Origin of the sequence: Proteus vulgaris (assembly GCF_023100685.1) — a bacterium.
In the GTDB taxonomy this organism is placed as follows: Bacteria; Pseudomonadota; Gammaproteobacteria; order Enterobacterales; family Enterobacteriaceae; genus Proteus.
This window is the reverse complement of sequence record NZ_CP090064.1, coordinates 1,760,730-1,774,474: the sequence shown is the minus strand read 5'-3', so window position 1 is coordinate 1,774,474 and position 13,745 is coordinate 1,760,730. Positions and strand designations below refer to the sequence as shown.

Below are 13,745 nucleotides of genomic sequence, written 5' to 3'. Positions count from 1 at the left end.
ATTATATCGTTAGTTCTTAGAGTATCAATACCAATAAAATGAAGCACTCTACTAAGTAGTTAGTATAGTTAAATTAAGAAAAAAGGAAGGTATTAATGAATTCAACTCGTCGCCAATTTATTCAACAAGCTACGGTGATTAGTGCGCTCAGTTTAGCTACATCTTTTGGTATTTCACTCTCAGCAAAAGGATAAAGTATGGTTGATAAACTAGGAGTAATGCCTGATGAAGGTGAATTACAACAATTGGCCTTTATAGCCTTTGGAGCACAACGGACTATATGGGGAAAGATAACTGAAGATGTACAAATTGCATTGGGAAACATTGCCCAAGCTATTGCAAAATATCAACCTGTAGTTATTTTCTGCCGTGAAAGTGAGCTAGATATTGCTGATGCACATGTAGATTTTTATGCTCGCTTTGTGAGGCCGGGTATTGTGGTCGCAAATTTAGATAATGATCCAGATTCGTACGATTATGATGTAACAAGAAACAATATAGAAATATTACAGAATTCTACTGATGCAAATGGAAGAAAACTACAAATCCATACAATGGAACCACCTTTATATCCTAGAGAGAGTATTTTCAGTAAAAACAATCCTGATTTTGCAGCTGGGTACATAAATTATTTCGTCATTAATGATGCTGTCATTGCTCCTGAATTTGGTGATGAGGAAGCAGATAATAAAGCCCAAAAAATGTTAACTGAATTATATCCAACCCGTGATATTGTCATGTTAAATATCGATGCTATCGCAGCTGGAGGTGGAGGAAACCATTGTGTTACACATCAGTTACCTTCTTTTAAGTCTATATAAGCATTACACTTTAATAATAAAGGCAGTAAAATAATGTTACTTGCTTCAGCAAGATGATGAAAATACGTCACCTTTTACAGGGTAAGGCTCATAGATATTTCTTTGCTAGATTAATGGTTCTTTACACTGATTAAGTCCATCAAAAAAGCGGTACCAAAAATACCGCCTATTTTAGTTAAATAAAATTCGTAAAGTTCAAGCAAAACGTCAGTGGAAGAGAATTAGGTAACACTGATTCGCATTTCAGGGGGAATATATTGCATATTAGCTTCAATCATAACCACCCGTAAAACGGGTGGTTTGCTCTTGCCCCTATAAGGGCTTATTACCGACCGCGCCTAAATGACGCTGCTTTCTCTTCGTTCAAGCTAAGTGTCTTTGCTACTTTGGCTTACCCTTTGAAGGGATTTACATATTATTTACTACTCAATTTATCCGAAATTAAATCCGACTTTTCTTGCTCTCTGATATACTTCTGAATTGTGGCTTCGTTTAGCCCCACTGTCGTGACATAGAACCCTTCAGCCCAAAACTTTCTGTTGCCAAATTTATATTTTAGATTGGCATGTCTATCAAAGATCATTAGCGAGCTTTTACCCTTCAGATATCCCATAAAGCTTGAAACACTTATCTTCGGTGCAATACTCACTAATATATGTACATGATCTGGCATGAGGTGACCTTCGATTATTTCCACACCTTTATACTTACAAAGGTCTCTCAGGATCTCACCTATACTTGAACGAATATTATTAAAAGTTACTTTCCGTCTATATTTCGGCAAAAAGACGATATGGTATTTACACAGCCACTTTGTATGTGCTGAGCTTTGTGCTTTAATGCCCATAAACATCTTTCCTTATTTAAGTTACGAATATTAGCTTGAACATCTATATCGTAACGGAAAGGTGTTTTTCTTGGTATAACCTTTGAATGCCTCCCGCATAGCGGGTGTTCACAGTGGTATTTAACTTTATTGTGTTAGGGAATCAATATAGTCAAAAAGAAATTGAGCATCTATCTCGTTTAATTTTTTAAAATATTCATCTTTTCTATCTTTAAAATCTTCACCTCTATGAGGCCATTTATTACACCAATAATCTATATTGGTATTTTTCTTGAACCATTGCTTTTGGTATTCATGTTCGTTGACCAATTTATAAAGTTCTTTTTTTGTCTGGCCTCTAGTTCTTGTTGCAGAAATTATGAAATTACAATTTTCTCCAATTAACTCTTCTACTGCTTTTTTTATAATTTTTTCGTTGTCACCACCTGTGGATATCCCTATTTTTAAACCTTTTTTCTCAAAAATAGCTATTTTGTCATTTTTAGCAAAAGGGTTTTCTTTTGGTTCTAAACGAACAGAATAGCTTTTATCTGATCCTAATTTTCTAATCAATTGAATTAGTGTTTGTGTTTTACCACGCTTACTTGCACCAAAAACACGTAACATTAATTTCTTTTCAAGTTTCATTATGAAAATTCCATTGTGAATAATAAATTATGATATACGTGCTGAATGTAATAAATACAAGTTACTACATCACATTCTTATGAATATTAAGAGAAATTCCTGTGGAAAATAATGAAACGTAAAATATGTTGATGAACAAAAAAACGTTCAAAACCATCAACACTTATTATTTATATATTTAAAAATCAATAGGTTGATTATGTAGTGATGATGCTGAAATAAAATGAAAAAATTTGGCGTTTCCCGCGAAGCCCCCGCCCCGTGGGAAGGGAAGCTATTGGGAGTACCTTTTCAATTAACTAACTGTTCTTCAGTCTAATTATATTATTTAATAAGATTTGCTTCTAAAAGGCTAATAACTACATCGGCTTGCCCATTATGATTTTTAGGTAAATCATTATTACTTTTTTGATATAGTCGAAAACACTCGGTAGCTGTTATGTTTGGATTCTCTATTGCTAATGCTAAAAGTTCTTTTGCATGGCGTTTATTATCGGCGCCCGCTTTATAATCATTTGGTGGGATGCTTTTCACTAAACCAAGCTCACATAAACCAAGAAATGCACTTTTAGGACATCCTTTATTAATTGATGATTTGCTAGTTGTTTCTTTTGATATTGCATTCATCCATTGTTCACGCAAATCTACTTTATTATCGTAATTCAATACAGTCTGTACTGCTGCTTTACCATAGTTTCCCATATATAACCTCATGCCTGATTAATATATTAATATTCGATAATACTAACACTCCGTAATAAATAATTAACTAATTTTGACCACACTTTGTGAAATTATTTATTTCTATTTAACAGTATTTATAATTTCCTTAATTATTCAACTTGTTTTTAGTTCATTTGAATAATTTCATTATTGTGAACACTCATATCTTATATATTCCTGCAATCCCTTAATCATTCTTTCAGACTTGGCAATTCTTTCTCTAAATAGCCAATAATTTCGGAGAGCAGTGTCAGTAGGTCTCGTGGGCATTGCATCATCCATGCTGGAGGTGAATTTTGTGATGATACGGGAGGGGCACTCTGCTCTGATATTCATTCGCTTAGGATTACGATCAGCCAAAATACGCAACCCATCAATTTCCTTTTTCGCATTAACTAATTCCTTAGTGTGTTTAATATCGAGCTGATTTAATAGAGTTACCCGTTTTCGATAATCGTAATTTATATTCACTAGCTCTTTTAAACGACTGGCTAGCTCCTTATTAGCATCGTTTAATCTATTCATTTTTTTTGATTACTCATTTACTACCATATAACCACCCGCAATGATAACTATCGCCATAGTCGCGATATAAACTTTCCAATTCATTATTGATTAATACCTATGATGAGTAATAGCGCGTCGACAGCGTTTAGCTAAACTCGCTTTATCATTGGAACAATGAAGGATCAATTGAGAAGGAAACAACGAAGATAACAATAAGAAAAAGAGTAATAATAAAACACAATACAATAATTAAAGATTTCCATGACATAAAGCAGATTCCATTTCACGGCGATTAATTAAACCCTTCTATACTTTTCCATCAGCATAAACTCAATGTTTCATTTCTTCACAAGCACCATGTTGATCACCCACATTTAATTTTTTGAGTAAAGTAGAACGTGCAAATGTTGTTATTCCAACATTATAAGCAAAAGAATATAAAGAGGCTTTAGTATGATTATCGAGAAATACTTTAACTAAAGCATCAACTTGTCGTTGTATTTTAATAAAACTCTTGTGTAAGAATACATCACATTCTTGTTGTGTGTATATTCTATTTTAAATAATGTCATTGCCAGTATGGCCATAGCAAACTGTCAAAACACCTGTAACATCATAATAGGATTTGTATTTTATTCCTTCCAAATAACTAATAAGGGTTAAGGCTATAGTAATGGCACTGGTGCTACTTAATACAATTAATTTTCGTTTTAATTTCACTTAAAATCCTTTTTATTAAAAAGCATCACTTCATAAATATAATTAAATCTTATAATTTAACTTTATATTTAATTATGTTATTATTGGATATAAAGATATAATTTAGAGATAAAAATATAATGAAAAAATTCGATATAGATAAAATAATGAACAACTTATCGGATAAAGATATAAAAAAATAAATCAAACTTACAACAACCAAAACAATAAAGAAGAAAATTTTAAAAAATGGTTTTTTGACACATTTATCTTTGATCGTATCTTATTTGAAGGATTATTTATTTCACTTACTATAGTTTTTATTTGCATAATTACATCAGAATCTACACCTCATCTATTCTATTCATTCTTAGTTTTAGTTTTTATTTACTTCACCATGAGTTTAGTAATTACTATCTATGATTGTATAAAGAATAAAATATCACTAATTTTATTCTTTAGAGTAAAGAAAATTGCAGTAATGACCTATATAATGAAAAAATGATCTGTTTTTAATTAGAGTATTAATCTAATTTATTTAATATTTTCAATAGCTAATTCTTCGTTGTTATATTTTTTCAATATTAAGATAAGTTTCCCAATATTATAGCCTAAAGTAGTGAGTAATATAGGATTGCTATGAACACTAAATTTTCGCTTAAAATCTAATGAACTCCAACGAAATAAGCGAGTACCTTTACTGATAAACAACCGATCAAAATGTGTTGCTCTATAAGTTCTCCCGCCCATCGTGACAGGTAAATGAATAATACGATTAGGTGAATCATATTTAGCAAAAGTAGCGAATCCATTATATACGCTAACAGTCATATCAATAACATCATAACCTATCTCACCATGACTCTCATTCAAACCTAAAAATTCAAATCCTTTCTGAATTCTCTCTTTAACGGGATCTCCACCAAAATTAATATCGCCATCAGTAAATTCATACACTATATCTGATACACCGTCAAAAAACTTACTGTAGTGGTCAACTAAAACTGGCCATCGTTTTAGAGTTTTTCCAGTATCTCTTTTCGGATTCGTTTGGTGATAATCCTCCGTTATATTCGTGAGGTCTGTGTACGCTGTAATACCCGACAATATAGTCCGTTATTGCATGGACAGCATCACTAAAACTTATGTAGCCAGTCATGGGTACCCACTCGTTCTTCAGGCTCCTAAAGAAGCGCTCCATTGGACTATTATCCCAGCAGTTTCCGCGTCTACTCATACTTTGTTTGATCCGATATCTCCATAGTAACTGCCGAAACTGATTACTTGTATAGTGGCTACCCTGATCACTGTGGAACATCATCCCTGCTGGTTTATCCCGAGTTTCCCACGCCATTTTCAGCGCTTTGATGGTCAATCGACTGTCCGGAGAGAACGACATTGCCCAGCCCACCGGTTTTCTGGCGAACAAATCGAGAACAACGGCGAGATACGCCCAGCGTTGGCCTGTCCAGATATAGGTGACATCGCCACACCACATTTGATTGGGCTCAGTCACTGCAAATTGACGTTCGAGATGATTCGATATAGCAATATGTTCTTGTCCGCCACGTTTGTAGCGGTGTTTCGGTTGTTGACAACTTACAAGGCCGAGCTATTTCATGAGCCTACCAGCAAGCCAACGCCCCATTGGGAAGCCCTTGAACGTTGCCATTATGGCAATACTCCTTGCCCCAGCAGAGCCATGGCTGATGTTGTGTAGTTCCTGAACTTGACTGCGCAATACGGTGCGTCTTCTATCAGGCTGAATAGGACGGGCATTCCAGTATTTATAACTGCTGCGATGAACCCCGAATACATGGCAGAGAGTGAGAGCCATGGCTGATGTTGTGTAGTTCCTGAACTTGACTGCGCAATACGGTGCGTCTTCTATCAGGCTGAATAGGACGGGCATTCCAGTATTTATAACTGCTGCGATGAACCCCGAATACATGGCAGAGAGTGGTTACGGGATAACGCGCCCTGAGCTTTCCGATTAACGTAAATTGTTCAGGGAGTCTGACATCAAGAGCGCGGTAGCCTTTTTTAATATTTCATTTTCCATTTCAATACGTTGAAGTTTCTTTTTGAGTTCACGTATTTCAATTTGCTCTGGCGTGATGGGAGAGGCTTTCGGCGTTTTGCCAGCCCGTTCATCGCGCAACTGTTTTACCCATCGGGTCATAGTGGAAAGACCGATATTCATGGCTTTAGCTGCGTCAGCAACAGTGTAGTTCTGATCAACAACTAACTGAGCAGATTCATGTTTAAATTCTGCACTGAAATTTCGTTTTTTCATTAAGGCACCTTTATTGTTTGAGGTAAGCATATCACCTCTATTCAGGTGGCCAAATTTATTAAACCACTACAGCTATAGCTGACTTCCTCGAAGGCTCATATCAAAGTGATCGGATTCGACGTTTGTGAATTGCTCTGTGAATGAGCGATGAAATGTGTATAAAAAAAGCCACCAGCGATTAACTGATGGCTATCCATATAAATAACTTATAAGGTCAGGCAGTTTTAATACCGCCTATTTGCATGTTTGTTATTACTAGCCTAATTTAATATGAACAAAGCTACCTTTAACCTTCAATAAATTATAAAACTCACCTAATTTTTCAGTACTGTCAGATAATTATTCATTTATTTTTTTAGCTAATAACCATTCTGCTTATTAACTTCTTGCAAGTGGGCAGGTAAGTGTTGGTATTTAAAATATTTCATTAATTATGTTAGGTACCCCACCAATAATTATTAAAATTTTCTTTATATTATCATTGTATCTAAAAAGAGCAACGATGTACTAATTACTGATTATTAGGTGTTCGTGATCAATGTCGAAGTTATTTTAGTTAAAATATTTTAATATTTTATAGGGATTTTCCCCCGTTAATAGGAGATTTAAAAATTGAATCGTGTTCCCGTCTCATCTTCAAACCTTCATTCTGTTGGTTACGATCAAGCGACTCAAACCTTGGAAATAGCGTTCCATAGTGGCGGTGTTTATCAATACTTAAATGTTCCACCCAAAATTCATCAAGACTTAATGAATGCAAGTTCAAAAGGTCAATATTTTGATGTGAATATTAAAAAAGCAAACTATAAGTTTCGTAAAATTGGATGACTAGTCCTGATATAGGTTGACAACTTTTCAGGCATAAAACGCTCGATGTACTTCATCGGGCGTTTTATAGTTTAACGATAAGTGTGGCCGTTTTTCATTATAGAGTTGAATTGATTCTTCTACTAATTTTCTTGCTTGTTCTAGATTACTCGGTTTTATCAGTAGATACTCCATTTTTAATGTTCCATTAATTCGTTCTGCTAAGGCATTTTGATAACAATCATACCCATCAGTCATAGAACATTGAATATTATGCTCTTTATGTATCTCCTGATATTCCGAAGAACAATACTGTATCCCTCGATCTGAATGATGGATTAACGAAGTTGTCGAAGTCCGTTTTTTTAACGCCTGAACCAACGATTTCTTCACTGAACTTGTTTTCATATTGTTATCTAAATGATATCCCACGATTTTTCGTGAATACGCATCCGTAATTAAACTTAAATAAGTATCACCTTCATGCGTCGATAAATAGGTAATATCTGCCACCCAAAGCTGTTCTGGTTGTGTGGGGATAAACCCTGACTTAATTAAATTTGGATGCCGATGAAAACGATGATGGCTTAAGGTTGTTCGATGATAAGCCCGTTTATTAGGCACCAGTAACTGATGTTCTTTCAATAAAGAAAATAGCCGATCACGACCAATAACCATCTGTTTTTGCTTTAAAATAAAATGTAATTTACGCCCACCCAGTCGAGGTTGTAAGACTCGTTCAGATTTAACAACATCAATAATGGCCGAATCTGCTTTCTTTCGTTCCTCAGTTCTATCCAGCCTCTTGTAATAAGCCTGTCGGCTGATCTGCATAAAACGGCAAGCAATTGTTACGGTGAGGTTTTTAACCGTTTTTTCTTTAATAACTCGGCTTTGCGCTTTTTTGACAAACGAACTCCAAAGTCTCTATCCATGACTTTAACCACAGCTTCGAAAAAATCGGATTTAAGCCGAGCTTCTTCAAGTTCCTTTTCAAGGATCTTAATGCGTTGTTCCGGCGTTTGTTGTTCAGAAGATTGGGTCATAGCTGAACCTCTATAAAAAGTATCAGGGGTACCGTTTGACCAATCTAACCTACCATGCTTACGAAGCCAAACTAAAACAGTAGAGCATCCTTGTATACCATAGTGATCTTGGGCTTGTTTATAGGTTATTTCGCCTTTTTCAACTTGGTCAACAAGCTGTAATTTAAAAGCGAGAGAATAATCGCGTTGAGTTCGTTTAGTGATTGGTTTCATTACATTCTCCAATTTCAGATTGGAAAAGTGTCAACCTTATTCAGGACGGGTCAGGATAATTAATTAAAGCGGGAACATCCCGCTTTTTTCAATTTATCGAATAAATTTATTTACCACTTCTAAGTAAACTCCTTCAATTAATTATGACCGGATCATCGTATACACACCACTCTAATGTAATCTTGCAGTCCCAATATCATTTGCTCTGACTCTGCAATTCGCTCTCTGAGTAACCAATAATTTCGGATAGCGGTGTCAGTAGGTCTGGTGGTGGTTGCATCATCCATGCTGGTGGCGGGAGTGGTTTCACTTTTGGGACACTCGGCTTTGATATACACCCGCTCAGGATGACGCTCGCTAATATCACGCAAGCGACTAATTTCATTCTTAGCATTCGCTAGCTCCTGCGTATATTGAATATCCAGTTGGTTTAATCGCATTATGCGTGCTTGATAATCAGTATTAATAGACTTTTGTTCTTCGAGAGCAATCGTTAGTTCTTTGTTTGTTTCTACTAACAGATTAATTCTGTTAGCTTGCCTGTTAATCACCCAATAGCCACCCACAATAATGCCTACCATCGCGATGACGGCATAGAGTTTTCCGTATTTCATGATTAATACCGATGATATGAGAGTGCAATTTGACAGCGTTTTTCTAAACTGACTTTGTCGTTAATACATGAATTATCAATTGAGAGATAAATGCCACCAGCGACTGTAATGAGTAATGCAAGGATAAAGCTGATAATGATGATTAAAGGTTTCCATGACATAGTGCTGACTCCGCCTCTCGACGACTGACAAGCCCTCGCCAAACCTTTCCACCCGCATATACCCAACGTTTCATTTCTTCACAGGCACCAGCTCTATCACCTGCATTTAGTTTCTTGAGTAATGTTGAGCGAGCAAATGCAGTTGTTCCCACATTAAAAGCAAAGGAATATAAAGCAGCTTTGGTGTAGTCATCAAGTGGTACTTTGATTAATGCATCGACTTGCTGTTGTGTCTTAATAAAATCGTTTTGTAATAACGCATCACATTCTTGTTGTGTGTATCTCTTACCCTGAATAATGTCTTTGCTTGTATGCCCATAACAAACCGTCAAAACACCTGCCACATCACGATAAGGTTCATAACGTACACCTTCAAAATGTGCTATTACTACTAACGCTATTGCTGTGGCTCCTGCTGTTGTTAGCGCAGCTATTTTCTGTTTGAGAGACATTAAATATCCTTTGGCGCTTTTACCATTAATTCAGCAAGCCTTTTTAAGGTTTCGGTCGGGTTTTGTGGGTCAACATGACGAACAAGCTCTTCAAATAATTGAGTGCGTTTTCGTTGTTCTCGACGAGTCATAAAATAAGTGGCTAAACCTAAAACCATGCTAAACGCCATCCCGATAACAAATCCCCATTCATATAATGAGAGACTGGCAAAAAAGGCCGTTAGGCCTGCTGTTCCATAAGTTACATTGGTTAATTTTTCCATACGCATAGTCACCCCCAGAGGAGTGTCCGTTGATGATTAGTGTGAGAGTTAAAAATGAAACGATAAAAAATTAGGCGGGTATTGATACTTTAAGTACCTTTAATAAACCTTCAGGCAACTGCTCTTCAAGTGACGCATTAGAAACAATCACAAGACCATACATAGATATCCATGTATTCGTTTGTTGTAAGTGTCCTTGAATAAATTGCTTCGCTTTCTCTAACAAATAAACACAACTCTCTTGTATGTTTTTGCGCCAATAGGATTCAATCGCCACCAGCAATGGGTCGCCTGCATCATTAATCTTTTGTGTACCGATTCGATATTGTTTTTTACCTGCGGGAGATGTTGTACAAATTAATTGTGTGAGTTGTTGAGTTTCGCCATCAGCCGTATGGATATTCGCCGTTAAAATGACGGAGGTATTCTTTTCACTGTCTGTTTCTGATGCATAGTGAAGACTAAACTGTAATTCGCTTATCTCTTTTGACATAAATATTTACCGATTTATTTAGTTAATAAGGTGCCGACTCACAGCTCTTGTGTGAACGGTATAAGTGGGTGTTGATTCTGTGGTCGGCGTAGACGGAAAGGCTACAAAGTAACCTTATTTAATTTAGGGTTGAATATATTAATGAGAATAATTATCATTACACATGTATCAAATTGACAGGTTTGATACGAATTAGTACGACATGACTTACATTGCTTCTTGCGTTTATTTTATATGCCGATATGACTCCTAGCGTATCGGCATTTTTTTATTTTGTGTTGGGTAGTTTCATATTAATAATTTAGATGTGTGTGATCAGATTCAACCTAATACTGCTATGATTTAAGGATAAAACTAATCAGATAGTCCACACAGTGCCAATAGTGGATATTGATACCATTCTATCTGCTTGTGCGGAGCAGAACACAGTTTCATTACCCTAGGCTATGTCTATGAACTTTTTATGGCCTTTAGATGGATGTTGAACCCCGCTTCATATAATACGTTCTATGCTGTATTAATAACCAGCCCAAACATTCCTTAATCTTAGAGTAAACTAAATGAACAATTTGTTTATTTGCAAATTGGCAACTAATAGCCAACATTAGAGGAGTGTTCATGTTCAGTCAGGTTGACATTGATAATTTTGGTAGTTTCACAAAACTTAGTTGGAGAAATAGCCTTAAAGATACAGGTAATAATGTCCAGAATTTCAAGAGGCTCAACATTCTCTATGGACGAAACTACTCTGGTAAAACTACACTCTCGCGAATTTTCCGTGCTTTGGAAACAGGACGCATTCCACACAACTTTGTGGATCCAAATTTTATTATTCGCGGTGATAACGGTGATGTAACACAGGCAAACCTTGTCGGTCATAGCTACGATGTTCGGGTCTACAATCGAGACTTTGTGAGCGATAACCTAAGCTTTTTGGTCAATCAAAGCGACGGAGAGATCAAGACGTTTGCTATCGTTGGTGAAAAGAATAAAGAGATCGAAGATGCCATTATCGCAATCCAAACTAAGTTAGGCAGTGTTGAGTCGAAGGCAGGCCTCCGACATGAACTTGAAGTTAAAAAGAAAGAACGAGATCGAACGAAAGGCATTCATAAAACTGCGTCTGATGCTCTGGAAGGCAAACTTCGTTCTCATGCCAACAGTAAGATTAAGCTGAATCGCATCTACGGCCCTGCTGTTTACAATATAGACAGTATCAAAAGAGACATTAGCTCTGTCAAAAAACCTAGCTTCATACCGCTGACAACCGAAGAACAAGCTACCAAGGTCAACCTCTTGAAGCAAGAGGCCCTACCTGATATTACCGATACCGTATCATTAAGCCTCAACATAGAATCAATAAGCAAGGAAGCTGAAGAACTCCTTTCAAGATTGATTAAGCCAACCCTGCCAATTCAGGAACTGTTGAATGAGGCGGCTCTTCAAACGTGGGTAAAGCAAGGCATACCGCTACATAAAGATAAACGAGACACTTGCGCCTTCTGTCGCCAAAGCCTTCCCCATGACATCTGGCAGGTATTAGACTCTCACTTTAGTAAGGAATCCTCGGATCTGGAGTCGTGTATCGATTCATGCCTGTCTTCCATCGCCACAGAAATCCAAGCCATTCCTAACTTTTTGGCTTTGACTGGTGATAAGTTCTATGCAGAAGAAAAAATCTTATTTGAAGCTAGCAAGAGAAAACTTGATAATTACCTGAAAGTTTACATGCAGGATCTCAAAGCTCTGAAGGCTGCATTGGATAAGAGAAAGAACACCATTTTTCAGCAGGTTGCCATACCTGTCTACATTCACGACCCGATTGCAATTCAGCAATGCGTGGGCGACATCAATGACCTGATCGCTAGAAATAACAGCCGTACAAGTTCACTGGGAAAAGATAAAAATATTGCACGCGAATCTCTTCGACTTACCGATGTAGCTTCCTTTATTGGAGACATTACCTACGATGCTGAGTTAACGCGTATTGCCAGTCTCAAAACAGATTCTGACACTGCAAACACTGTATTTACCGAGGCACAACTCGAAATTATCAAACAAGAGGCTGAAGTGACCCGCCTACTGGGCCAACAGAAGGATGAACGCAAGGGCGCGAAGCGAGTGAATGACTTGCTTAGTCACTTCTTTGGTCACGATGGCATCAAACTTGCCGCTAAGGACAATATTGAGAATAATTCAGTTAAGTTTGAAATCACCAGAGATGGTAAATCAGCCTACAACTTGAGTGAAGGCGAATGCAGTCTGATTGCTTTCTGTTACTTCATAGCCAAGCTAGAGGAGCCGGACAGCAAAGGCAAGGATCTGATCATTTATATAGATGACCCAATTTCCAGCCTAGACGGGAATCACATCTTCTTCATGTTCAGTTTGATTGAAAGCCTGATTGCGAAACCCATCAAGAATGCAGACGGAACAAACAGCTATCGCTACAAGCAGCTTTTCATATCCACCCACAACCTAGATTTCTTGAAATATCTAAAGAAAATATCATTTCCTAATGAGAAGAATCACGGTGGATACCAACATTTCATCGTGGAGAGAAACGAAGGGGCAAGTCAGATTTCATTGATGCCTTCATATCTGCGAGACTACATCACTGAATTCAACTACCTATTTCATCAGATCTACAAGTGCCGCAATCAAGGTGTAGCGAATGAATCTCATGAACCATTCTATGGATTCGGCAACAACCTCCGTAAGTTTCTTGAGGCATTTTTATTCTTTAAGTTCCCGCATCAAGATGACAAAAACGATGCCTTCGAGAGAATCAAGAAATTCTTTGGCGAAGAAGATCCGACTGCAATAGCTCTTGTGAATAGACTTAACAACGAATTTTCACATCTTGAATCGATCCCAGATCGTGGATTCAAACCTGTGGAGATTCCAGAAATTTCCAAGGTGGCAAATTACGTATTGGACAAGATTTATACGGCAGATCCGCATCAATACAATGCGCTGTTGAAGAGCATAGGTGAACCACCTAGGACACCTTAGAAAAAAGGCACAAAGAGTTTTTTGCGATGAGTGAGGCGCCATTTGGATCTGGAATGCGCCTCTCGAGCCTACCGAAAAGTGCTTACTGATGTATGAAAAATCGTAATTCTCAAAAGGAGTGTAGAACTAAAAACAGGTATGAATAATGAACTTCCGCTCTT

The 13,745-nt window shown here is 36.9% G+C and carries 14 protein-coding genes and 2 pseudogenes; 3 read left to right on the top strand and 13 right to left on the bottom strand.

All coding sequences use genetic code 11. The features are described from left to right. Window positions 1-197 precede the first annotated feature (197 nt). Window positions 198-821 carry an agmatine deiminase family protein gene (locus LW139_RS08605; protein WP_247851062.1) on the top strand — a complete coding sequence of 208 codons (624 nt, stop codon included), beginning with the start codon at window positions 198-200 and terminating at the stop codon, window positions 819-821. A gap of 415 nt (window positions 822-1,236) precedes the next feature. Here the strand turns inward: LW139_RS08605 and tnpA are convergent, their stop codons facing one another. The 7 genes and pseudogenes from tnpA to LW139_RS20730 all read right to left on the bottom strand — a co-directional run bounded on the left by tnpA (window position 1,237) and on the right by LW139_RS20730 (window position 6,520). Then, window positions 1,237-1,668, bottom strand: coding sequence for an IS200/IS605 family transposase (gene tnpA, locus LW139_RS08600; RefSeq protein ID WP_227336774.1), 432 nt, complete (start codon window positions 1,666-1,668; stop codon window positions 1,237-1,239). Window positions 1,669-1,794: 126 nt separating this feature from the next. Then, window positions 1,795-2,295 carry a hypothetical protein gene (locus tag LW139_RS08595; protein ID WP_161710458.1) on the bottom strand — a complete coding sequence of 167 codons (501 nt, stop codon included), beginning with the start codon at window positions 2,293-2,295 and terminating at the stop codon, window positions 1,795-1,797. A 324-nt stretch (window positions 2,296-2,619) separates the two neighbouring features. After that, window positions 2,620-2,997 (bottom strand): DUF6979 family protein, encoded by a 378-nt coding sequence (locus LW139_RS08590; protein ID WP_227336773.1) that lies wholly within the window; start codon window positions 2,995-2,997, stop codon window positions 2,620-2,622. Window positions 2,998-3,165: 168 nt separating this feature from the next. Next, entirely contained in the window at window positions 3,166-3,543 is a 378-nt protein-coding gene (locus LW139_RS08585) for a lysis protein (protein ID WP_247851061.1), read from the bottom strand. 288 nt (window positions 3,544-3,831) lie between these two features. Further along, window positions 3,832-4,245, bottom strand: a pseudogene (locus LW139_RS08580) (lysozyme). Window positions 4,246-4,758: 513 nt separating this feature from the next. Continuing rightward, the gene (locus LW139_RS08575; protein ID WP_247851060.1) at window positions 4,759-5,331 is read right to left on the bottom strand and encodes a hypothetical protein; all 573 of its coding nucleotides are present in this window, start codon (window positions 5,329-5,331) and stop codon (window positions 4,759-4,761) included. Continuing rightward, window positions 5,219-6,520, bottom strand: a pseudogene (locus LW139_RS20730) (IS3 family transposase). Before LW139_RS20730 ends, LW139_RS08575 begins: the two are co-directional and overlap by 113 nt. A 612-nt stretch (window positions 6,521-7,132) precedes the next feature. Here LW139_RS20730 and LW139_RS08560 point away from each other — a divergent pair. After that, window positions 7,133-7,348 (top strand): KTSC domain-containing protein, encoded by a 216-nt coding sequence (locus LW139_RS08560; protein ID WP_247851059.1) that lies wholly within the window; start codon window positions 7,133-7,135, stop codon window positions 7,346-7,348. A 27-nt stretch (window positions 7,349-7,375) separates the two neighbouring features. Here the strand turns inward: LW139_RS08560 and LW139_RS08555 are convergent. The 6 genes from LW139_RS08555 to LW139_RS08530 form a co-directional block, all read right to left on the bottom strand. Continuing rightward, window positions 7,376-8,586, bottom strand: a protein-coding gene (locus LW139_RS08555; RefSeq protein WP_247851058.1) for an IS3 family transposase whose coding sequence is annotated in 2 segments (ribosomal slippage) — window positions 7,376-8,244 and window positions 8,244-8,586 — 1,212 coding nt in all. Because the reading frame shifts where the segments join, the coding sequence is not laid out codon by codon here. 152 nt (window positions 8,587-8,738) lie between these two features. Beyond that, window positions 8,739-9,200, bottom strand: coding sequence for a lysis protein (locus LW139_RS08550; RefSeq protein ID WP_247851057.1), 462 nt, complete (start codon window positions 9,198-9,200; stop codon window positions 8,739-8,741). A 2-nt stretch (window positions 9,201-9,202) separates the two neighbouring features. Beyond that, window positions 9,203-9,361, bottom strand: coding sequence for a hypothetical protein (locus LW139_RS08545; protein ID WP_247851056.1), 159 nt, complete (start codon window positions 9,359-9,361; stop codon window positions 9,203-9,205). Beyond that, the gene (locus LW139_RS08540) at window positions 9,343-9,813 is read right to left on the bottom strand and encodes a lysozyme (protein WP_247851055.1); all 471 of its coding nucleotides are present in this window, start codon (window positions 9,811-9,813) and stop codon (window positions 9,343-9,345) included. The genes LW139_RS08545 and LW139_RS08540 overlap by 19 nt, the downstream gene beginning before the upstream one ends. Beyond that, window positions 9,813-10,082 carry a bacteriophage protein gene (locus LW139_RS08535; protein ID WP_046334538.1) on the bottom strand — a complete coding sequence of 90 codons (270 nt, stop codon included), beginning with the start codon at window positions 10,080-10,082 and terminating at the stop codon, window positions 9,813-9,815. The genes LW139_RS08540 and LW139_RS08535 overlap by 1 nt, the downstream gene beginning before the upstream one ends. 64 nt (window positions 10,083-10,146) lie before the next feature. Then, a complete protein-coding gene (locus tag LW139_RS08530; protein ID WP_247851054.1) occupies window positions 10,147-10,569 on the bottom strand; it encodes a hypothetical protein in 423 nt (140 codons plus the stop codon). Between the two features lie 618 nt (window positions 10,570-11,187). Between LW139_RS08530 and LW139_RS08525 the strand changes: the two genes are divergently transcribed. After that, on the top strand, window positions 11,188-13,584 hold the full coding sequence (locus LW139_RS08525; protein ID WP_247851053.1) for an AAA family ATPase: 2,397 nt from the start codon (window positions 11,188-11,190) through the stop codon (window positions 13,582-13,584). The last annotated feature ends 161 nt before the right edge of the window (window positions 13,585-13,745 follow it).

Excerpts from the sequence above, each read along its gene's own strand:
- LW139_RS08605 (WP_247851062.1), top strand. The coding sequence starts at position 198 with ATGGTTGATAAACTAGGAGTAATGCCTGATGAAGGTGAATTACAACAA.
- tnpA (WP_227336774.1), bottom strand. The coding sequence starts at position 1,668 with ATGGGCATTAAAGCACAAAGCTCAGCACATACAAAGTGGCTGTGTAAA.
- LW139_RS08595 (WP_161710458.1), bottom strand. The coding sequence starts at position 2,295 with ATGAAACTTGAAAAGAAATTAATGTTACGTGTTTTTGGTGCAAGTAAG.
- LW139_RS08590 (WP_227336773.1), bottom strand. The coding sequence starts at position 2,997 with ATGGGAAACTATGGTAAAGCAGCAGTACAGACTGTATTGAATTACGAT.
- LW139_RS08585 (WP_247851061.1), bottom strand. The coding sequence starts at position 3,543 with ATGAATAGATTAAACGATGCTAATAAGGAGCTAGCCAGTCGTTTAAAA.
- LW139_RS08550 (WP_247851057.1), bottom strand. The coding sequence starts at position 9,200 with ATGAAATACGGAAAACTCTATGCCGTCATCGCGATGGTAGGCATTATT.
- LW139_RS08545 (WP_247851056.1), bottom strand. The coding sequence starts at position 9,361 with ATGTCATGGAAACCTTTAATCATCATTATCAGCTTTATCCTTGCATTA.
- LW139_RS08540 (WP_247851055.1), bottom strand. The coding sequence starts at position 9,813 with ATGTCTCTCAAACAGAAAATAGCTGCGCTAACAACAGCAGGAGCCACA.
- LW139_RS08535 (WP_046334538.1), bottom strand. The coding sequence starts at position 10,082 with ATGCGTATGGAAAAATTAACCAATGTAACTTATGGAACAGCAGGCCTA.
- LW139_RS08530 (WP_247851054.1), bottom strand. The coding sequence starts at position 10,569 with ATGTCAAAAGAGATAAGCGAATTACAGTTTAGTCTTCACTATGCATCA.
- LW139_RS08525 (WP_247851053.1), top strand. The coding sequence starts at position 11,188 with ATGTTCAGTCAGGTTGACATTGATAATTTTGGTAGTTTCACAAAACTT.